The sequence below is a fragment of the Roseobacter sp. OBYS 0001 genome (assembly GCF_019654895.1).
Taxonomy (GTDB): Bacteria; Pseudomonadota; Alphaproteobacteria; order Rhodobacterales; family Rhodobacteraceae; genus Roseobacter; species Roseobacter litoralis.
In genome coordinates, this window is the sequence record NZ_BPES01000016.1 from 43,315 (window position 1) to 61,532 (window position 18,218).

Below are 18,218 nucleotides of genomic sequence, written 5' to 3' on the forward strand. Positions count from 1 at the left end.
GCGGCGTCATGGCGAAAAACAGGCGTTTTAGTACTGGTATAAACAGGCTATCTTGCCCGCGATGACACAAGCCACAAAGCCATTGCCCCGCACGGACCTCATCATATGCCCCAATTGTGATGCCGTGTTTTCCCTTGCCCGACCCGGGCATGGCGAAAAGGCAATTTGCAGTCGATGTGATACGGTTTTGATCACGCCACGTCGAAATGCCGGGCTTCAGATTATCGCATTGTCACTGTCGATCGTGATCCTAATTTCCACGGCGGCGGTATTCCCATTTCTGTCGGTGGATGCCGTCGGGATCAGCAATTCAGTTTCGATCCTCGAAACCGCTTTGGTGTTCAGCGATGGGCCATTGGCGGTGCTATCTCTGACAACGGCGGCGCTGATCCTCTTTATTCCGCTGCTGCGGGTATTGCTTTGTCTGTATGTTATTGTGCCGCTTGTCCGCGATCGCGCGCCCGCGCCCTATGCGACAGACGCTTTTCGGGTCGCCGAAGCCTTGCGGCCCTGGTCCATGGCGGAGGTTTTTGCAATTGGCTGTGCCGTTGCGCTCATCAAGGTCAGCGCTCTGGTTCACGTGACTTTCGGGCCTGCTTTCTGGCTGTTCAGCGCACTTGTGCTGCTTGTCGTTGTGCAGGAAAATATAATCTGTAGATGGTCCGTATGGAACGCATTGAGCCGACCGAAAAGATATTAACCGCGCGCGAACTGGGGCTGGTGGGCTGTATTCGCTGTCATCAGGTCTGGCCTGAGGGCACGCCAAAATGTGGCCGTTGCGGACACGCGTTGAAAAGCCGTGACCCAAAAAGCCTGCAACGGGTCTGGGCGTTCTGGGTGATCGGCCTGATGTGCTACATTCCGGCCAATATATATCCCATGCTGCAAACGCGTATGCTGTTTTATGTGCAAGACAGCACGATTGTTGGCGGTGCCGTTGAATTGATCGAGTATGGCAGCGTCGGGATCGCCCTTGTGATCCTCTTTGCATCTGTGGCTATCCCGATTGGAAAATTCCTTGCCATTGCGTTTCTGGCAATATCGATACACCGCCCAACGACGGTTTCTAATCACCAGCGACAAAAGCTCTTTGAGATTGTCGAATACATCGGACGATGGTCAATGATCGACATCTTTGTGGTGGCCATCCTGTCATCGTTGGTGCAGCTTCAGCTGCTTGTGACGATAAATCCCGGTGCGGCCAGTATATTTTTTGCCTCTGCCGTAATTTTCACGATGATTTCCGCGCAGTCTTTTGATAGCCGCTTGATATGGGATCAGATCAACGCGCAGGACGAGGGAACGAAAAATGAGTGACGCCCCGCCGGTCCTCATCGAAAAAGAGCAAAAGTCCATCCTCAGCAGCCTGTCCATTGTCTGGATAATACCGGTTCTGGCGTTGCTGACGGCGTTGTTTGTGGCATTTCAAACCTACAATGCGCGCGGCCCGATGATCACGGTCGAATTTGAAAATGCGGCAGGCATCGTACCACGCGAAACCGAAGTGCGATTTCGTGACGTCAAAGTCGGCGTCGTCGAGGAGGTGATGTTCAGCGAGGGGCTGAGCAGTGTCGTTGCAAGAATTCGCATGGACAAATCAGTTGCACCATATGTCGATTCAACCGCCTCTTTCTGGATTGTTCGACCTGAATTTTCAGCCAGCGGCATAACTGGTCTCGATACCGTGCTGAGCGGGGTGTTCGTAGAAGGATCGTGGGACAGTATCATCGGCCCTTCCAATAGCGAGTTCAAAGGTCTGGAGCGCGCGCCACTTTATCATTCCGGCACTGAAGATTTGCAGATCGCGCTCAGGTCTTTGCCCGGCGGCACCCTGAGTGCTGATACGCCCATCCTGTTTCGCGGGATAGAAATCGGCCGCGTGGGCCCGGCCCGCATTTCGCCCGAAGGCAATTTCGCAATTGCCGAGGCGGTTATCTACGAACCTCACGGGCGATTGATCACGCCATCCACGCGGTTTTGGGACGCGTCGGGTTTCAGCTTTTCCATTGGGCCTGCAGGGGCCGAGATTGATTTTACGTCCGTTGCGTCATTGCTCGGTGGTGGCATAACATTCGATACTTTTGTGTCCGGTGGCGAGCAGGTGGGGGATGGCTCCGTTTTCGAGGTATTTGCGTCTGAGACCGATGCGCGCAACAGTGTGTTTAACGCCTCCGAAGTCGATTTGCTTGAGGTGCGGGTGATCTTTGATGAAAATATCTCCGGCCTGACGCTTGGTGCCCCGGTCGAACTGAGTGGTTTGCGCGTGGGTTCTGTTGAGAACCTGTCAGGTGTTGTGGACCCTGAAACCTACGGGGACAGCCGTGTCAGACTTGCCGTTGTTCTGGGCATCCAGCCTGCGCGCCTTGGTCTGCCCGAAGAGATCACGCCGCAAGCCGCGCTGATGCTCCTTGAAGAACAGGTGCGCAATGGCTTGCGCGCGCGGCTTGCCTCAACCAGTATTCTGACCGGCGGGTTGAAGATAGAACTTGTGCAGCTGCCCGATGCGCCGCCGGACCAGGTTGAGATCTCCGAAGGGTCCATTCCCCGCATGCCATCCGCCCCCAGTGAGATCTCTGATGCATCGGCTTCGGTCGAGGGCGTTTTCACCCGGATCAACAGCCTGCCCATCGAGGAAGTCATGATCAGCGTCATGGGATTTCTGCAATCGGCTGAGAATTTACTGTCGAGCGAAGACATCAGGGCCGCGCCCGAAGATTTACGCGGTTTGCTTGGGGATATTCGCGGTGTCATCACGTCTCAGACTGTGCAGGACATACCGGTCACGCTGAACATTGCCCTTGGCAGGCTCGATGGTATCCTCGCCCAGATTGAAGAACAACAGGGCGTGGCGCGCATTCTTGCATCCATAGATGCAGCCACCTCCGCGGCAACCGCGGTTGGCACGTCGGTCGAAGGACTGCCAGAACTGGTGACGGAACTGGCAGGCGTTGCGGCCGAAGCTGCCAGTTTGCCCCTAAAGGATTTGACCCAGCAGGTCACGGACGTGCTTGCGTCGGCGGACGCAGTTGTCAGCGCGCCAGCGATGCAGGAACTGCCAGCCTCACTTGCTGGTGCTTTGGACGAATTGAACCGCACCCTTGCCGAATTGCGCGAGGGGGGCGCTGTGGATAACGTAAATGCAACACTGCTTTCTGCGCGCAATGCAGCGGACGCGGTGGCCTTGTCCACACAGGATCTGCCCGATCTGGTGGATCGCATCACGCAGGTCTTTGACGAGGCCAGCGCCACAATCGCAGGATATAACAAGGGCGAAGTCCTCAGCCGGGATGCACAGGCGGCCCTGCGCGATATCTCGCAGGCCTCCAATGCTATTTCTGCCTTGGCACGTTTGCTCGAACGCAATCCCAGCGCTCTGATCAGAGGACGATAAATGAGACCTTTTCCCTTTCTTTTGAGCGTGTTGATTTGCCTCTCGGCCTGTGGTGCTGTGTCGGACCGATATGCTGTGACATCGCCGCAAGTGACGCAAACGCAGGCCATCGCCTTTCGCGCCGTCGAAGTGCGTGACGTGTCCCTGCCCGCCTATGCTGCTGATGATGAAATCACCCTTCAGGCAGCGGATGGCCGCATCCTGAGCGCCGGTGACGTGCTGTGGGCCGACACACCTGACCGCGCCGTAGCGCTGGAACTGAGCCGGTATCTGACGCAGGTCACGCGTGCACGTGTGGCGTCCTCGCCCTGGCCATTTGAATCCCTGCCCGATGCCCGCCTTGATGTGCGCTTTGAAACGCTTGTAGCGGGTGACGACGGTCAGTACCGCGCGTCGGGCCAGTATTTCGTGGCAGTCCCCGATGGCCGTCGGGAACGGTCGGGGCTGTTCGATCTGGCGGTGGCTTTTGATCCTTTGGCCGGGCCCTCGGCCATTGCATCAGCGCGCGGGCAGATCATTCTTGATCTGGCTGTATTTATCGCGCGCAACGGTCTGCGCTAGGCGGACCCGTCGCGCAACGTCTGTGACACGCGGGCAAGGCCCTTTTCCAGACTGACCGTTGCACCACCACCGACACCCAGCCTGATGTGCTGTGGCTGCCCGTAAGCGCTGCCCGGCAAAACAAAAGTGCGGTAGGGATCACCCAGCAAGCGCTTTGCAAATGCGTCACTATCGCACCCGATCGGCAAGCGTCCCAGCCCGATCAGCCCCGCCCTTGGCGCAACCCAGCTTAACTGCGGCTCCGCCTCAAGCCATGTTGTGAGCCGGGCAAGATTTGCAGCGCCCGCAATGCATGCATCTTGCAGAGCCGGTTCCAGCCGATCAGGGCGCAGGGCAATTTCAGCAATGACTTCGCCCATGATGTTCATGATCTCAGACGTGTTTTCGCGCAGAATAACTGCGTCCATGACCAACGTCGGATCACGGCAGATCAGCCACCCGGTGCGCAAACCCTGCAGGCCCAATGCCTTGGACACGGAGCCTGTGGTGATCCCCCGATCATAAAGCCCTGCAATCGAGGGCGCGCGCGGCCCCTGCCATTCCAGACCGGCGTAAACCTCATCCACAAGCAACCATGCGCCGACCTTATCCGCGATCTCAGCGATTTCGCGCAACGCACTCTGATCCAGCACCTGCCCTGTTGGATTGTTCGGGTTCGTAAGGAAAATCAAACGTGTACGCGGGGTCGCGGCGCGGCGCGTCCAGCGGCAAGCCGCGAAAGTCACGGTTGTTCCAATCCAGTGACAGGGATGGATCAATATCAGCAATGAAATCCCCAAAGGTGGGCGAGGCCGACAGGAAAAGACCGACAATCGTCTCGGACTTGGGTTGCGTCGATTCCAACAGATATTCAAACAGCCTGTGTATCTTGACTTTCATCGGGCCCATCCGCTCTAGTTCACGGGCAACCAAAAAGGCCTTGGTTTATATATGCAACCCCTCCTTCGTGGCCGGCCCGCGTGGTTGGCGATCCTTGATTACGGGTTGTTTCAGGTGCATGAAGATGGCCGCATCATTGGCATTTGCGGCTATCTCATCCAGACAACGGCCGGTGAAAATGTTCTGATTGATACCGGGTTTCCTGCCAAATACGGCGCGAATAGCGCGGCGGCGACTGACGAAGACGCGCTTGGCGGTTTTGGTCAGGTTCTGTCGCTGGGTAAGTCGAACCTCGCCCTGGCGCAGCTCGCCCTGCTTGGGTTGGCGCGCGGCGATATTGATCTGATGATCCAAAGTCATACACATATCGACCATGTAGGTTTTATGGGGGGCTTCCCCGGCGTGCCTATTGTCATTGCCGCCGCTGAACGCGCCCTGCCCCGTCCGGTGTATTGGTCCGGGAAACAAACGATGGAATGGCCCGAGGCTGAGTATATCGAACTGGAATCCGACACCCGGTTGGGCCCGGGATTTGATGCGCTTTTGGTGCCGGGTCATGCACCGGGACAGTTGGCTTTTGCCTTGGAGCTGCCCCAGACCGGCCCAGTAGTTTTAACCTCGGATGCGATCAGCAGGCCGTCAGAGTTGGAAAGCGACTTTACCGGTGCATGGGATGCTGACCTGGCCCGCCACCATGCAAACCGGTTGATGACACAGGCACACAACGACAAGGCGATGGTGATATTCGGTCACTGCCCTGAACAATGGCCAAAACTGCGAAAAGCGCCCGAATGGTACGATTAGCGCACGTTTCGTCCCAGGTTGAGGATGATGGCATTCCCGCCTGAGGTATCGCCCGCCGGTGATACCAGAACGTGCACCCAAGCGGCGATTTCAGCAGGTTGCATCACGTACCCCAAACTACCCGCAGCACCGGTGACAACGGCAATCTTTTTCACCTCCCGGCCTCTTTCCTGCCTGAGTTTTTCCATTTGTACGGCTCCATACGCCAGATCAGCAATTGTTGAAGCGTTGTGTAGTGCCGCTGAATTTATTCGGGCACACAACGGCTTGCTTCACTGCGCGCAATAGAACACGATCAAAAACAGCTATACGATCCGCGACCAAACAACGATGCCCGAAAACGGAGAAACTGGATGCACTTTCTTGAACCGATGCTGCGCTTCACGACAATGGCTGTTGTGGCGGCGCTGGCCGTTGCATGCGCGCTCGCGGCGATGATCTGGAGCGCCTGGTTGATCGTTCCGTTTCTCGTTTTTGCGGCCATGACTTTGCTGGGCGTTCATGATTTGCGCCAACCGCACCACTCGATTTTGCGCAACTATCCGGTTCTGGGGCATATGCGGTTTCTGTTCGAAGGCATTCGGCCTGAAATCCGCCAGTATCTGATCGAATCCGATCAGGATGAGGAACCGTTTTCGCGGGATGCACGTTCATTGGTCTATCAGCGCGCAAAGGGTCAGGAAGACAAACGTCCCTTCGGTACCCGCATGCGGGTTTACGACGCGGGCTATGCCTGGGTGACACATTCGGTCAACCCGATCCACATTGCAGACACGGATTTTCGTGTCACCATCGGCGGGCCAAAGTGCCAGCAACCTTATTGCGCATCCATCTATAATATTTCGGCGATGAGCTTTGGCTCGCTTTCCGGCAATGCCATCGAAGCGCTGAACACGGGCGCAAAGATGGGCGGTTTTGCGCATGATACAGGTGAAGGGTCGGTCAGCAAATATCACAAGATCGGTGGCGGTGATCTGATTTTTCAGGTGGCGTCGGGATACTTCGGGTGTCGGCATGAAGATGGCACGTTCAATCCCGATAAGTTCCGCGAAACGGCCAGCCTCGATCAGATCAAGATGATCGAGGTCAAATTAAGCCAAGGCGCGAAACCGGGGCATGGCGGCATGTTGCCAGCCTCCAAGATCACCGAAGAGATCGCCGAGGCGCGTGGCATCCCGATGGGGATTGATTGTGTGTCCCCTGCCGCACACTCTTCGTTTTCAACCCCGCTTGAAATGATGGAATTTATCGGGCAACTGCGATCCTTGTCGAACGGTAAGCCCGTCGGTTTCAAACTCTGTATCGGCCATCGGCGCGAGTTCATGTGTATGGTCAAAGCTATGTTGCAGACCGGGATCGTGCCGGACTTTATCGTCGTGGATGGCACCGAGGGTGGTACGGGTGCGGCACCTGTAGAGTTTTCCAACCATGTCGGAATGCCAATGGTTGAGGGCCTCGCGTTCGTGCACAACACATTGCGCGGGGCGGGTCTGCGGGATCAGATCAAGATAGGGGCGGCGGGTAAAATCGTTTCCGCTTTTGATGTGGCGCGGGCACTCGCGCTTGGGGCGGATTGGTGCAATTCGGCCCGTGGGTTCATGTTTGCCATCGGCTGCATTCAGGCACAGGCGTGTCATACAAACCACTGCCCCGTGGGCGTCGCCACACAGGACCCTTTGCGCGCCCGCGCTCTCGATGTGGGGTCAAAATCAGAACGCGTGGCCCGGTATCATCGCAACACGCTCAAGGCATTGGGAGAAATGACAGGCGCCGCCGGATTGGAGCACCCCGGTTGTTTCATGCCACAGCATATGATGCTGAGACTTGGCGACAAGAAAATGGCCGAAGCCAGCGATATCTTTGCCTATCTGCCCGAAGGCTTCTTACAGAACAATCAAGAAGGCTCCCCGGTTCTGGAAGATTACCGCACGCGGTGGCATCGTGCCGATGCTGCAAGTTTCGCGGCACCGGGTTTTTAATTCAGCCTATTTCCCGGCGCGGTGTTTCTTGACATCGCTGGGGATGGCAACATCACCTCTTGTCGCAACCATCAGCATGACGACAACCAGTGCCAAACCGCTGGATCCTATTGCAAAAATCTCGATCGTCATGTTTCCTAACTCCGCTGGATTGATGCTCACCTGATCACGCTAGCCGGAATTGGTTCAGAAATCGTAAGTGCCTTTTACACGCTCTCTCAAAGGGAACCTGACCTCAAGCCAATGTTCTTGCTGCTGATACCCTACCTCTACCGTACCGTTGAGTTGCCGGGTAAAGGCACTGATCAGCTGCGTGCCCAGACCGGTGCCCGCACTGCCTTGCGCGCCGGCGGTGGAATTTGCGATCCGGAAACACGCGGTGTTCTCCGCGCTCATCTCAAAGGTGATGTCGAGCCGCGCAGGCCCGCCACTTTCTGGCTCACCAAGGTACTTGAGCGCATTCGTCAACGCCTCTGACACCATCAAGGTCAAAGGTGCTGCATCATCAGCATCCATTTGAATCGACGCATAGTGCTGCGTCACACGCACACCAGCACTTGCAGATAGCCCCATCGCCAGTAATTCACCGATGATTTCCTCGAGTAATTTACCTGCATCGACGCGATCGAGGTTTTCCGTCTGATAGAGGTTCTTGTGCACCGTTGCGAGGCTGAGAATACGTTCCTGCAAGCGTTTCAGCACCTGACGCGCATCGTCGGATTCTGCGCGCCGGATCTGCATGTTCATGATGGACGAGATCAGCTGAAGATTGTTTTTCACCCGGTGGTGGACCTCTTTCAGCAGGATGTTCTTGTCGCGCAGCGTGTCTTCCAGCGCGGCCTCATCACGCACAATGGAATCTGCCATCCGCACGAATGAATTTTGTATTTCCGCAAGTTCGCGCGGTACGCCCTGCCCCAGGGTGGTACGCGGCACGCGGCGGTTAAAAGCAAAGTGGCGCATCTGCCGACCCAGCTTTTTGATGTGGCGCACAGCCAGACGGTTCAACGACCAGAATGCCACCACCAGACTGGCCAACCACATGATCACCGGCAATGCCAGACTAAGCCCGATGGATTGTTGCAGGCTTTCCTCCATTTCATCGGGCCGCCAAATGCTCATCGCATAGGCGACATCCGGGACCACGGGCACGACCGCATAGATGCGCGCCTCGCCGATGGTGTTGGTAGACTGAAACACAACGGACTCCTGCCCGACCAATGCCTGCAGGGATTTATCCGCAGGCAAGTCCACTTTGGTCACGTCATCCGTGCGATCGGACCGCACAATTTTCCCGTCTGCATTGAATGTCACCAGATGCGCCGGCATCCCATCCAGCGGGGTCGCCATGCCGGCACTGAAAACCGACAGCGGCACCGACATTGTAATGAACCCGGCAAACCCTGCGCGGGTGAAAAACGGTTGCGACAGAACCAGCACAGGTTCTGCACTGATCTCGCCGCTTGGGTTGGCAGTGATCTGGCGTCTGGGGTTTTCCAGCTCCTTTGCAAAGCCGGGCGCGTCACTGAAATCATAGGACCCACCCGCCGATGAACAGCGCACGATCCCGTCAGGGGGCAGATAGCTGATGAAGGAATAGAGCCCAACGGCGCGGCGATAAGCACTTAGAAAAGACGAACATGCCCGTGCATCGCTTGCGTATAATTGCGTCAGCGCGCTCAGCGCTTCCGCCGCCCCAAAGGCTTCCTGAAAGATCGAACGTTCTGCACTGGCAGCCTGATCCGTGAGCGCCAAAAGGGATAACTCTGAATTTGAATTGGCTTGTCGTGCAATCTCGCGCGTTTGGAAAACGGCAATTAATCCGAACGGCAAAAGGGCCAGCGTCAGAAACACAAGAATTCTGAACGCGAGGCCGCGAAAAACATCACCGTCCAGAAATCCGCCCGTCATTTTAAAACGTTGCGGCTTTGGCCGCCGTCAAGACAGAAAGCGTCGCGTCATCGGTCATTTCAAGCGCGTCCTCATCGCTGAGTTGCATCAATTCTGCGAGACGCTGACGTCCGCGACCTGTGCGGCTTTTGACGGTACCCACGGCAACGCCGCACATCTTGGCTGCCTCTTCATAGGAAAACCCGGATGCGCCCACAAGCAAAAGCGCCTCGCGTTGCTCATCAGGCAATTGCGCGAAGGCAGTGCGGAAATCCGTCATTTGCAACCGCCCATCATGCGCAGGTTTTTCGGCCAGCGCGCTGCTGTGTACGCCATCCACATCTGCGACCTCGCGCCCGGACGTACGCTGAGACGAGTAAAACGTATTGCGCAGGATCGTGAAAAGCCAGGCACGCAGATTGGTCCCGGGTTGAAACTGATGAAAATGTGTCCACGCCTTGATCACGGCGTCCTGTACCACGTCATCTTCGGCTACGGGATCGCGGGTCAGGCTGGTGGCGAAACCACGCATGGCGGGCAAATGATCCAACAGCGCAGAGCGTGGATCGGCATCGTTCATTTGGAACGACCCTGTTGCTGCTCCTGTTCCTTGAGCGCATCCAGCAAGACACGAAAACGGTCGGGGACCCCTTCGTCGATGACCTGCTCATAGGCCTGCTTGAGGGACTGGTCGATGATCGAATCCCGTTTCCGCTGCGCACCTGACTGAGCCATACTGATCAAAATTCCCTAAAGCGGTTGCAACTATTGCTGCCGGCAGTATCTAAACACCACGACTCTCTATATGGTTCACGTTGCGCCGAAAAAAAGGACACGGTTTATGTCAAATCCTTCAGATACCACAGATATCAGCAGCCAGTTGGCGAATTATCTGCCTTATTTGCGCCGTTTTGCCCGTGCGATGACCGGAAGTCAGTCCAGCGGTGACCGGTTTGCAGCGGCTGCTCTGGAGACGATCCTGACCGACCGATCGGTCCTTGATGGCAGTGACGTCAAAACCGGGCTGTTCCGGGTGTTGTATCGCATCTGGTCCAGTGCCGGCGCGCCTGTTGATGATGCCGAAAGTGGCTTGAAGGCGCGGGCGCAAAAACACATGGCCAAGCTGACCGATAACAGCCGCGAAGCGCTCTTGCTGCACACGCTTGAGGGGTTTGGGTTTGACCAGATTGCAAATATCATCGGAATTGAACAAACGGAGGCCGAGGCGCTGGTCTCCATCGCGCGGCGTGAAATGGCAGATGCGGCCTCTGGCTCGGTGATGATCATCGAGGATGAAGCGATCATTGCCATGGATCTGGAAAGCATCGTGTCCGAAATGGGCCACCGTGTAACCGGCATTGCCTCGACACGCGCGGAAGCTGTCGCATTGGGCAAGGCCGATGCACCGGACCTTATTCTGGCTGACATACAGCTTGCGGATAATTCGTCGGGTATTGATGCGGTAAACGACCTGATTGAAGCCTTGGGCGAGCGTCCGGTCATCTTTATCACGGCTTTCCCGGAGCGGTTGCTGACCGGTGAAAAACACGAACCCGCCTTCCTGATTTCCAAACCTTATGCAGAGGATCAGGTCGTGTCCTCCGTCAGTCAGGCGATGTTCTTCTCATCGACGGAAACACTCACCACCTGAGCCTGTGCGCTCAGCTTGTGGGTGCAAGTTCTGCGGCATCTGGATTTTCGACAGGATCCTCGGCGACGGGTTCGTCCAGGGTTGGCTCCGTGCGCGCCTCGATCTCGGCGTTCAGCGCGGCGCCGAAGAGCACCAGAAAGCTGCTGATCCAGAGCCAGACAAGCATCGCAATTACCGCCCCGATTGATCCATAGACCTCGTTGTAGTTTCCGAAATGCGTGACGTAATACGAAAACGCAATGGAAAGCGCCGCCCAGGATACTGCCGCGAAAACCGACCCCGGTGTCAGAAATCTGGTGTTTTCAGGCCGCCGGTTCGGTCCGAACCGATAGAGCATGCCGATACCCGCAAAGATCACCGCAATCCCGAGGCCCCAACGCAAAAGGTCAATGATCACGGATGTGAACCCACCCAAGGCAAGAAACGCCAGAATGACCGGCGCAATGACCAGCGCCAATAGCGCGACGATCCCGACGGCAACCAGACTGATGGTCAATAAGACAGCGCGCAGGTAATGACGCCATGTGCCCCGGCTGTCGGTGGCATAGACCACATTCAACCCGTGCATCATCGCACCCACGCCTGCGCGCGCGGACCACAGCGCGACGAGTACCGATACAATACCCGTCCATCCCAGCGTGTCCGAACTTGTGCTGACAAGCCCGACGATCTGCGCATTCAGAATGTCATAGACATCATCTGGCATAAGCTCCTGCAACTCTGACAGTTGCACGATGACCACTTCGGGGTCGGCAATCAGGCTCAGCACGGCAATCAAGGCCGCAAGCGCCGGGAAAATGGACAGCATGGAATAAAACGCAACCCCAGCCGCGATCAGCGCCAGATTGCTGCGTCCGACTTGTCCGACTGCAGCAAAGAGCGCTTTGCCAAGCAGGCCAACTGAAATCCGTGATATCATTTTTCTTTATCCTCTCAGCGCAGCCACAAATCAAAAACGGCGCAGCACCAGCACACATAAAACTGAGCAAATTCAGAAATGTACTGCGGGCGATCTCGCAATAAAGGGCGCGACCCTACCCTGCGAACCTAAAGGGAAAATGCCCTGATTTCTACCATGGATTGCGTCTCTTGTGTCTAAGCAGTTGCATCCCACATCCCTGTTAAATTTAAGGTGTGTGATCCTCGTGCACACAAGACCCTCCGTTAAATCCACTTTGCTTGGGTAAACGCGACTTGACGCAGGCCTGTTTGCCGCTCAAGCAGTCAGAAATAATTTCCACAAGGACAGTATAATGCCTGAATTCACCACCGGTCTTATGCAAGAAGTTCGCAGCCGCTTTTCTCATGTAGATGCCTGCCCCTTTCAGGGCCCGCGCGTCTTTTTCGAGAACGCAGGCGGCGCGCTGACCCTCAATTCAGCTGTTGAGACTTCGGCGAAATTCGCGGCCATTCCCGACAATCAAGGGCGTGACAATCCGGCAGCGCATGCTTTGGTCAAGATCATCGACCGTGCTAAATCCGATATGGCGCTGTTTTTCAACGCACAAGGGGGACAGTTCTTTGTCGGGGAAAGCGGCACCGAACTGACCTTTCGCCTGATCCGCACGGCGGCGATGGGCAGCGGTGCGGGGTCCATCATCGGGTCCACGGTTGAGCATCCTGCCTCGCGCTCTGCTGCAAGGCATTGGGCGGAACAGGCGGGCAAACCCTATATCTCGGTCCCGCATGACGATGCGACGGGGGCGGTCATACCAGCGGCATATGCGGCGCTGATGACCCCTGATGTCAGGGTCGCGACCATCCTGCACACCTCTCCCGTGACCGGGATTGCAAATGATGTGGCAGGCATCAGTTCAGCCATCCGCGCGGTGGCCCCGGATGCCTTTATCATCGTTGACGGTATTCAGCACGCCAGCCATGGGCGGATTGATATCGCCGGGTATGACATAGATGGCTATGTCGTCTCACCCTACAAGGTGTTTTCCCGGCATGGCTATGGCGTGGCATGGGTGTCAGATCGCATGACCGCCCTGCCGCTTGAGCAACTGATCGACGGGCCGCGCGCCTCTTGGGAAATGGGCACGCGGGACACCGGGGCCTATGCGACGTTTTCCGATGTGGTGCAGTATTTCGAATGGCTTGGCACGCAGCATACCGACAGCGACGACAGGCAGCAGCGGATCAAGGCGGCAGGCGGTGCGATCCATGCCCATGAACAGGTTTTGACCCACGCGATGCTGCAGGGCACAGGCAATCTGCCCGGCCTTGCGGAACTGCCGGGGGTGACGATCCTTGGCGGGGCGGAAAACCCAAAGCGCGAGGGGCTTGTCTGCTTTGCGCTGGATCACGTCCCGGCGGTTGAGATCGTCGAAAAGCTGAATGCGCAGGGCATCCGCACGCATATTCGCAAGGCAGATCACTATTCGGGCAACATCCTGTCCCCCCTTGGGTTGACGTCAGCGGTGCGCGTGTCGCTGTGCCATTACAACACCCTCACCGAGGTCTCGGCCTTTCTGGCGGCCATGAAAGATATCGCCGCCGGGGCCAAGTAGGCTTGCCATTTCAACAGCCACGGCCAAGACTAAGGTCATGCACACTGACCTCGCCGCGACGATAAAAGACAGACGAGACGAGCTGATCGCCCTCACGCAGGCGCTGATCCGCATTCCGACGCTGAACCCGCCGGGCCGTGAGTATCACACGATCTGCCAGTTTATCGCGTCCCGTCTTGAGGCGCGCGGCTTTGCCATTGAGATGATCCGCGCCAGGGGAACACCCGGCGACAGTGACAAATACCCAAGGTGGAACGTTATAGCCCGGCACGAAGGGGCCACGCAGGGTGAGTGCGTGCATTTCAACAGCCATATCGATGTGGTCGAGGTTGGGCAGGGTTGGACCCATGACCCCTTTGCCGGCACGCTGCAGGATGGTCGGATATATGGCCGTGGCGCTTGTGATATGAAGGGGGGGCTTGCTGCGTCGATCATCGCGGTCGAAGCCTTCATCGACACCTACCCCGATTACGCCGGGGCCATCGAAATTTCAGGCACGGCGGATGAGGAATCAGGTGGATATGGCGGTGTCGCCTATCTTGCAGAGCGGGGGTATTTCGACCCGCAGCGCGTGCAGCATGTGATCATCCCGGAACCTTTGAACAAGGACCGCATCTGCCTTGGGCACCGGGGCGGCTGGTGGGCAGAGATCGAAACCCATGGCGAAATTGCGCATGGCTCCATGCCTTTCCTGGGCGATTGTGCCGTCCGCCATATGGGTGCGGTGCTATCTGAATTCGAAGACAAGCTGTTCCCCGCCATGGCCCTACGTCGGACCGATATGCCCGTTGTGCCCGATGGCGCGCGGCAATCCACGATGAACATCAATTCGATCCATGGCGGACAGGCCGAACAGGATGCCGATTTTGACGGGCTGCCCGCGCATTGCGTACCGGACAGTTGCCGTATCGTGATTGACCGCCGTTTCCTGTTGGAAGAGCCGCTGGATCAGGTCCGTGCCGAAGTCACCGGCCTGCTTGAAACCCTGAAACAGACGCGCCCGGATTTTGAGTATACGCTGACGGAAATCAATTCTGTGCTGCCCTCGATGACCGACCGGGAAGCGCCGATTGTTCGCGTCGTGGCACAGGCGATTGAAGAGGTGATCGGCAAGGCCCCGGACTACGTGGCCTCCCCCGGCACCTATGATCAGAAACACATCGACCGGATCGGCAAGCTGAAAAACTGCATCGCCTATGGGCCGGGGATTCTTGAGCTTGCGCATAAGCCGGATGAATATGTCGGCGTCGATGACATGATCGACAGTGCGCAGGTGATGGCGCAATCGCTGGTCAGTTTGCTTACGGGCAAGGGTTAGCGCATCTGACGAAATACCCGAAACATCAAGTATCGCGTGACGCGATTCAGGTTTTTCGCATGACGCTTTAGCGCGCCACCGGCACGTCGATATTGTCGATCAGCCGCACCCCTGCGAGCCATGCCGCAGCAAACAGGCGCGCAGGTTCGGATGCGTGATCAAGAAGCGATAGCGTCGCACAGGACCGCAGTTCGAAATAATCCACGTCGATGAACCCCGCGCAGGTCAACCGGCTGAGCGCCGTGGCCTGCAACGCATCAAAGGGCACACCCTGTGACAAGGCAGTGGCAGCCTCCTGCATGATCTCATTCATCCGGGGCGCCATGGTGCGCGCGCGGTCCGACAACAGCAGATTGCGCGAGGACATCGCCAGGCCATCTTCTTCGCGGATGGTCGGGCAGCCAACAACTTCAATCGGTATATCCAGGTCACGCGCCATCCGCTGCACAACCATCAACTGCTGAAAATCCTTTTCGCCAAAGAACGCCTTGTCTGCTGACGTCTGGGTAAAGAGCTTGGTCACGACGGTCGCAACACCATCAAAATGGCCGGGCCGGTGCGCCCCGCACAGCACATCCGTCATGCCCGCCACAGAGACGTTCGTGCAAAACCCCTCCGGGTAAATCTGACTGACATCCGGGGCATAGACCGCATCCACATCAAATCGGACGAGCTTGCGGGCATCATCTTCTTCGGTGCGCGGGTAGCTCGCAAGATCAGAGGCCTTGTTGAACTGTTTGGGGTTCACAAAGATAGTCACGATCACCCGATCGCAGCTTGCCTTGGCCGCGGCCACAAGGCTGAGGTGTCCGTCATGCAAGGCGCCCATCGTCGGCACGACGCCAATCGTCTCGCCTGCTGCATGCCACTCTCGCGTCGCACTGCGCAACGCGCTCAAAGTTCGCAATATGGGGACCGTCATTGTGCCGCTTTAACCTTGGGCGCTGCGTCCGCAAAGACATGTTCGGGTCCCGGGAACCTGCGTGCCCGCACGTCGGCGGCATAGGCGGCAATCGCTGCCTCGCCCAGATCGCCAAGGTCAGCATAACGTTTGACGAATTTCGCCTTGAAGGCGGTGAAAAGACCCAGCATGTCATCCACTACCAGAATCTGCCCGTCGCATCCCGCTGATGCCCCAATCCCGATTGTTGGAATGTCGATGCTTGCCGTGATCTCATCTGACAAGCCCTGCGGTGTCTTTTCCAACACAACCGAAAAAGCACCCGCCGCTGCGACGGCCTTGGCATCCTGCATCAACACCTCGGCCTGCGGGCCGCGTCCCTGCACCTTGTAGCCCCCCAATGTGTTGATGGACTGCGGGGTCAGCCCGATATGCGCCATGACAGGAATGCCACGTTGCACCAGAAATTCAATGGTCTGCGCCATGTGCTGCCCGCCTTCCAGCTTGACCGCGCCGGCCCCGGTTTCCCGCATCAGCTGCGCCGCATTTTCAAAGGCTTGCTCAGGGCTTTGTTCATAGCTGCCGAAAGGCATGTCGATCACCATCATCGCGCGGCTCAACCCACGGGACACGGCGCGACCGTGGAGGATCATCATCTCCATCGTCACTTCCAACGTCGAAGGCAGCCCATGCAACACCATTCCCACGCTGTCCCCGACCAGAACGATGTCGCAATGCGCATCCATCATCTGCGCCATCGGGGTGGTGTAAGCCGTCAAACTCACGATAGGTTCGCCGCCTTTGCGGGACTTTATGTCCACAGGCATGGGGGCTGTCTGTCTGGCGGTCGCACTCATCCGCGCATCTCCGATTGCATGTTCCGTTCCAATACCAAGGGTTTTGACATAAATCCACGTTCAACAGCCGACAGATCGCCGGGTGAGGCATATTTGCGCTGGCATATGGCCTGATGCGACGGAAAACACCAGTCTCACTGCGACTGAAGGGCGTGCCGTGCAGGCCTCGGCAACGCGCCAAGATGACAAAGTGTTTTCAATTTGCTAAGTTAAAGTCTTTATTTTGCATCCGGTTCGTTTATCGTTTTTCAAAGAACACAAGTGAGAGGGCCTGATTCCAATGATGGAGTGGCCAAATTCGTTCAAGAACAACCGCCGTCGCACGAAAGATCTCTTTCGCGCCACGATACTCGGCATACCTTTCGCGATCGTGCTCGCAACCCCCGGACTATCCGATGACTGGGACTACACGATCACCCCTTACATCTGGGCACCCGCGCTTGATCTGAACCTTGATGTCGGGCCCAATCCGCCGGTCAGCGGCGATGTATCCATGCTCGACGTTCTGGATGGGGCGCTGTTGTTGCAGGGTCAGGCGCGCAGAGGGCGCTGGTCGTTTCTGGGCGAATTCAATTACCTAAACCTTTCTGACGATTTTGGCATTGCGCCGACAGACCCCCGTGCCGAATGGCGCATGAAAGGTACAATGGTATCCTTGGCTGCGGGCTATGCCTTTTACGACGAGGCCGACACACGCATTGAAGCCATCGGTGGCATCAGGGCTTGGGATCTGGAGACATCGACCGAAGTGTCCAATCTAAAAGCCTCAAAAACGAGCACATTCGTTGATCCGATGATTGGTGTACGCGTGGAAACACCATTGGGACAAAGCTTCAGTTTCCACGGGCTGGCCAATATCGGCGGCAGCAACTTCGGATCTGACCGTCAGGTTGAGGCGATCGCACAAGTGAACTGGCCGTGGACAGAGCGCACCAGCTTTTCTGCCGGATATCGGTATCTGTCATTGGATTTTGACGACGATCAGGTTTTGATCGATGCGACAATGGAAGGCCCCTTTATTGCCGTCAGCTTCGACTTCTGACGCGAGCCCACCGCTAAACTAAACATAACGCATCGATTGATTGGTCAAAATCTGACCATTTTGGCAAACGTGCCTGTTATTTCCTCAACTATAGCGTGAATACCGTTGTCCTCTATGGTATACTTACGACTAAGGTCTTAGTGAGTCGCTTTGCGATCAATCCAGGCACTGAGACGGATTTGATAGTGTGCAATGGGAGAGACCGATGACTGATCTTGAAATCCAGGCTTCTAAACTTGCAGATCGGGCTGAAAAGGCAACTCACGCTGAACGTATGATGTTACAGCCCCAGATCGACCGCGTGCTGAGCACCCTTGCAATGCGTGGTGCCCCCGTGAGCGGCCGTTTGCGCCGGATCAACAACACGCTGAAAGACGAAGCCTTGGACGACATGTTCGACAACATGCCGGTTTGACCCAATCCGAACAGGTG

Annotated in this window: 21 protein-coding genes; 11 read left to right on the top strand and 10 right to left on the bottom strand. The window is 56.9% G+C overall.

The window, feature by feature from the left end:
- Nucleotides 1-61 precede the first annotated feature (61 nt).
- Genes K5Q35_RS20330 through K5Q35_RS20345 form a run of 4 tightly spaced genes read left to right on the top strand, consistent with a single transcriptional unit; the run spans nt 62 to nt 3,952 of the window.
- Entirely contained in the window at nt 62-700 is a 639-nt protein-coding gene (locus tag K5Q35_RS20330) for a paraquat-inducible protein A (RefSeq protein WP_013984601.1), read from the top strand.
- Nucleotides 658-1,317 carry a paraquat-inducible protein A gene (locus K5Q35_RS20335; RefSeq protein ID WP_013984600.1) on the top strand — a complete coding sequence of 220 codons (660 nt, stop codon included), beginning with the start codon at nt 658-660 and terminating at the stop codon, nt 1,315-1,317. Before K5Q35_RS20330 ends, K5Q35_RS20335 begins: the two co-directional genes overlap by 43 nt.
- On the top strand, nt 1,310-3,391 hold the full coding sequence (locus tag K5Q35_RS20340; RefSeq protein WP_220801154.1) for an intermembrane transport protein PqiB: 2,082 nt from the start codon (nt 1,310-1,312) through the stop codon (nt 3,389-3,391). The genes K5Q35_RS20335 and K5Q35_RS20340 overlap by 8 nt, the downstream gene beginning before the upstream one ends.
- Nucleotides 3,392-3,952 carry a membrane integrity-associated transporter subunit PqiC gene (locus K5Q35_RS20345; protein ID WP_220801155.1) on the top strand — a complete coding sequence of 187 codons (561 nt, stop codon included), beginning with the start codon at nt 3,392-3,394 and terminating at the stop codon, nt 3,950-3,952. It begins immediately after the preceding gene.
- On the opposite strand, the gene K5Q35_RS20350 is transcribed toward K5Q35_RS20345, so the two are convergent.
- On the bottom strand, nt 3,949-4,584 hold the full coding sequence (locus tag K5Q35_RS20350; protein ID WP_259650612.1) for an aminotransferase class I/II-fold pyridoxal phosphate-dependent enzyme: 636 nt from the start codon (nt 4,582-4,584) through the stop codon (nt 3,949-3,951). The genes K5Q35_RS20345 and K5Q35_RS20350 overlap by 4 nt on opposite strands.
- Nucleotides 4,550-4,831: a hypothetical protein gene (locus tag K5Q35_RS22765; protein WP_259650613.1), complete on the bottom strand. Its 282-nt coding sequence runs from the start codon at nt 4,829-4,831 to the stop codon at nt 4,550-4,552. The genes K5Q35_RS20350 and K5Q35_RS22765 overlap by 35 nt, the downstream gene beginning before the upstream one ends.
- 51 nt (nt 4,832-4,882) lie before the next feature.
- Between K5Q35_RS22765 and K5Q35_RS20355 the strand changes: the two genes are divergently transcribed.
- The gene (locus K5Q35_RS20355) at nt 4,883-5,635 is read left to right on the top strand and encodes an MBL fold metallo-hydrolase (protein ID WP_220801156.1); all 753 of its coding nucleotides are present in this window, start codon (nt 4,883-4,885) and stop codon (nt 5,633-5,635) included.
- On the opposite strand, the gene K5Q35_RS20360 is transcribed toward K5Q35_RS20355, so the two are convergent.
- Entirely contained in the window at nt 5,632-5,823 is a 192-nt protein-coding gene (locus tag K5Q35_RS20360) for a hypothetical protein (protein WP_220801157.1), read from the bottom strand. The two genes, K5Q35_RS20355 and K5Q35_RS20360, sit on opposite strands and share 4 nt — an antisense overlap.
- 165 nt (nt 5,824-5,988) lie before the next feature.
- Between K5Q35_RS20360 and K5Q35_RS20365 the strand changes: the two genes are divergently transcribed.
- The gene (locus tag K5Q35_RS20365; RefSeq protein ID WP_013984595.1) at nt 5,989-7,614 is read left to right on the top strand and encodes an FMN-binding glutamate synthase family protein; all 1,626 of its coding nucleotides are present in this window, start codon (nt 5,989-5,991) and stop codon (nt 7,612-7,614) included.
- Between the two features lie 6 nt (nt 7,615-7,620).
- On the opposite strand, the gene K5Q35_RS22770 is transcribed toward K5Q35_RS20365, so the two are convergent.
- The 4 genes from K5Q35_RS22770 to K5Q35_RS20380 are packed head-to-tail and all read right to left on the bottom strand — an operon-like array spanning nt 7,621 to nt 10,239.
- Nucleotides 7,621-7,746, bottom strand: coding sequence for a hypothetical protein (locus K5Q35_RS22770; RefSeq protein WP_259650614.1), 126 nt, complete (start codon nt 7,744-7,746; stop codon nt 7,621-7,623).
- Between the two features lie 54 nt (nt 7,747-7,800).
- The gene (locus K5Q35_RS20370; protein WP_220801158.1) at nt 7,801-9,525 is read right to left on the bottom strand and encodes a sensor histidine kinase; all 1,725 of its coding nucleotides are present in this window, start codon (nt 9,523-9,525) and stop codon (nt 7,801-7,803) included.
- Between the two features lies 1 nt (nt 9,526).
- On the bottom strand, nt 9,527-10,084 hold the full coding sequence (locus K5Q35_RS20375; protein WP_220801159.1) for an RNA polymerase sigma factor: 558 nt from the start codon (nt 10,082-10,084) through the stop codon (nt 9,527-9,529).
- A complete protein-coding gene (locus K5Q35_RS20380; RefSeq protein WP_245538194.1) occupies nt 10,081-10,239 on the bottom strand; it encodes a NepR family anti-sigma factor in 159 nt (52 codons plus the stop codon). Before K5Q35_RS20380 ends, K5Q35_RS20375 begins: the two co-directional genes overlap by 4 nt.
- 106 nt (nt 10,240-10,345) lie before the next feature.
- Between K5Q35_RS20380 and K5Q35_RS20385 the strand changes: the two genes are divergently transcribed.
- Entirely contained in the window at nt 10,346-11,155 is an 810-nt protein-coding gene (locus K5Q35_RS20385) for a response regulator (protein ID WP_220801160.1), read from the top strand.
- 10 nt (nt 11,156-11,165) lie between these two features.
- On the opposite strand, the gene K5Q35_RS20390 is transcribed toward K5Q35_RS20385, so the two are convergent.
- Nucleotides 11,166-12,074 carry a YihY/virulence factor BrkB family protein gene (locus tag K5Q35_RS20390; RefSeq protein ID WP_220801161.1) on the bottom strand — a complete coding sequence of 303 codons (909 nt, stop codon included), beginning with the start codon at nt 12,072-12,074 and terminating at the stop codon, nt 11,166-11,168.
- Between the two features lie 334 nt (nt 12,075-12,408).
- On the opposite strand from K5Q35_RS20390, the gene K5Q35_RS20395 reads away from it, so the two are divergent.
- The gene (locus tag K5Q35_RS20395; protein WP_220801162.1) at nt 12,409-13,668 is read left to right on the top strand and encodes an aminotransferase class V-fold PLP-dependent enzyme; all 1,260 of its coding nucleotides are present in this window, start codon (nt 12,409-12,411) and stop codon (nt 13,666-13,668) included.
- A 37-nt stretch (nt 13,669-13,705) separates the two neighbouring features.
- Complete coding sequence (locus K5Q35_RS20400) at nt 13,706-14,986, top strand: acetylornithine deacetylase/succinyl-diaminopimelate desuccinylase family protein (RefSeq protein ID WP_220801163.1); 1,281 nt, start codon at nt 13,706-13,708, stop codon at nt 14,984-14,986.
- 67 nt (nt 14,987-15,053) lie between these two features.
- On the opposite strand, the gene panC is transcribed toward K5Q35_RS20400, so the two are convergent.
- Together panC and panB are read right to left on the bottom strand one after the other, a co-directional pair.
- Complete coding sequence (gene panC / locus K5Q35_RS20405) at nt 15,054-15,908, bottom strand: pantoate--beta-alanine ligase (protein ID WP_220801164.1); 855 nt, start codon at nt 15,906-15,908, stop codon at nt 15,054-15,056.
- On the bottom strand, nt 15,905-16,744 hold the full coding sequence (gene panB, locus K5Q35_RS20410; protein WP_220801165.1) for a 3-methyl-2-oxobutanoate hydroxymethyltransferase: 840 nt from the start codon (nt 16,742-16,744) through the stop codon (nt 15,905-15,907). Before panB ends, panC begins: the two co-directional genes overlap by 4 nt.
- Before the next feature lie 280 nt (nt 16,745-17,024).
- On the opposite strand from panB, the gene K5Q35_RS20415 reads away from it, so the two are divergent.
- Nucleotides 17,025-17,786 (top strand): YfaZ family outer membrane protein, encoded by a 762-nt coding sequence (locus K5Q35_RS20415; RefSeq protein WP_220801166.1) that lies wholly within the window; start codon nt 17,025-17,027, stop codon nt 17,784-17,786.
- 205 nt (nt 17,787-17,991) lie between these two features.
- Complete coding sequence (locus tag K5Q35_RS20420) at nt 17,992-18,201, top strand: hypothetical protein (protein WP_044025789.1); 210 nt, start codon at nt 17,992-17,994, stop codon at nt 18,199-18,201.
- Nucleotides 18,202-18,218 lie beyond the last annotated feature (17 nt).

Coding starts and splice junctions, on each gene's coding strand:
- K5Q35_RS20355 (WP_220801156.1), top strand. CDS start 4,883: ATGCAACCCCTCCTTCGTGGCCGGCCCGCGTGGTTGGCGATCCTTGAT.
- K5Q35_RS20380 (WP_245538194.1), bottom strand. CDS start 10,239: ATGGCTCAGTCAGGTGCGCAGCGGAAACGGGATTCGATCATCGACCAG.
- K5Q35_RS20345 (WP_220801155.1), top strand. CDS start 3,392: ATGAGACCTTTTCCCTTTCTTTTGAGCGTGTTGATTTGCCTCTCGGCC.
- K5Q35_RS20400 (WP_220801163.1), top strand. CDS start 13,706: ATGCACACTGACCTCGCCGCGACGATAAAAGACAGACGAGACGAGCTG.
- panB (WP_220801165.1), bottom strand. CDS start 16,744: ATGAGTGCGACCGCCAGACAGACAGCCCCCATGCCTGTGGACATAAAG.
- K5Q35_RS22770 (WP_259650614.1), bottom strand. CDS start 7,746: ATGACGATCGAGATTTTTGCAATAGGATCCAGCGGTTTGGCACTGGTT.
- K5Q35_RS20360 (WP_220801157.1), bottom strand. CDS start 5,823: ATGGAAAAACTCAGGCAGGAAAGAGGCCGGGAGGTGAAAAAGATTGCC.
- K5Q35_RS20390 (WP_220801161.1), bottom strand. CDS start 12,074: ATGATATCACGGATTTCAGTTGGCCTGCTTGGCAAAGCGCTCTTTGCT.
- panC (WP_220801164.1), bottom strand. CDS start 15,908: ATGACGGTCCCCATATTGCGAACTTTGAGCGCGTTGCGCAGTGCGACG.
- K5Q35_RS20340 (WP_220801154.1), top strand. CDS start 1,310: ATGAGTGACGCCCCGCCGGTCCTCATCGAAAAAGAGCAAAAGTCCATC.
- K5Q35_RS20395 (WP_220801162.1), top strand. CDS start 12,409: ATGCCTGAATTCACCACCGGTCTTATGCAAGAAGTTCGCAGCCGCTTT.
- K5Q35_RS20335 (WP_013984600.1), top strand. CDS start 658: ATGGTCCGTATGGAACGCATTGAGCCGACCGAAAAGATATTAACCGCG.
- K5Q35_RS20385 (WP_220801160.1), top strand. CDS start 10,346: ATGTCAAATCCTTCAGATACCACAGATATCAGCAGCCAGTTGGCGAAT.
- K5Q35_RS20420 (WP_044025789.1), top strand. CDS start 17,992: ATGACTGATCTTGAAATCCAGGCTTCTAAACTTGCAGATCGGGCTGAA.
- K5Q35_RS20370 (WP_220801158.1), bottom strand. CDS start 9,525: ATGACGGGCGGATTTCTGGACGGTGATGTTTTTCGCGGCCTCGCGTTC.
- K5Q35_RS20415 (WP_220801166.1), top strand. CDS start 17,025: ATGATGGAGTGGCCAAATTCGTTCAAGAACAACCGCCGTCGCACGAAA.
- K5Q35_RS22765 (WP_259650613.1), bottom strand. CDS start 4,831: ATGAAAGTCAAGATACACAGGCTGTTTGAATATCTGTTGGAATCGACG.
- K5Q35_RS20375 (WP_220801159.1), bottom strand. CDS start 10,084: ATGAACGATGCCGATCCACGCTCTGCGCTGTTGGATCATTTGCCCGCC.
- K5Q35_RS20365 (WP_013984595.1), top strand. CDS start 5,989: ATGCACTTTCTTGAACCGATGCTGCGCTTCACGACAATGGCTGTTGTG.
- K5Q35_RS20330 (WP_013984601.1), top strand. CDS start 62: ATGACACAAGCCACAAAGCCATTGCCCCGCACGGACCTCATCATATGC.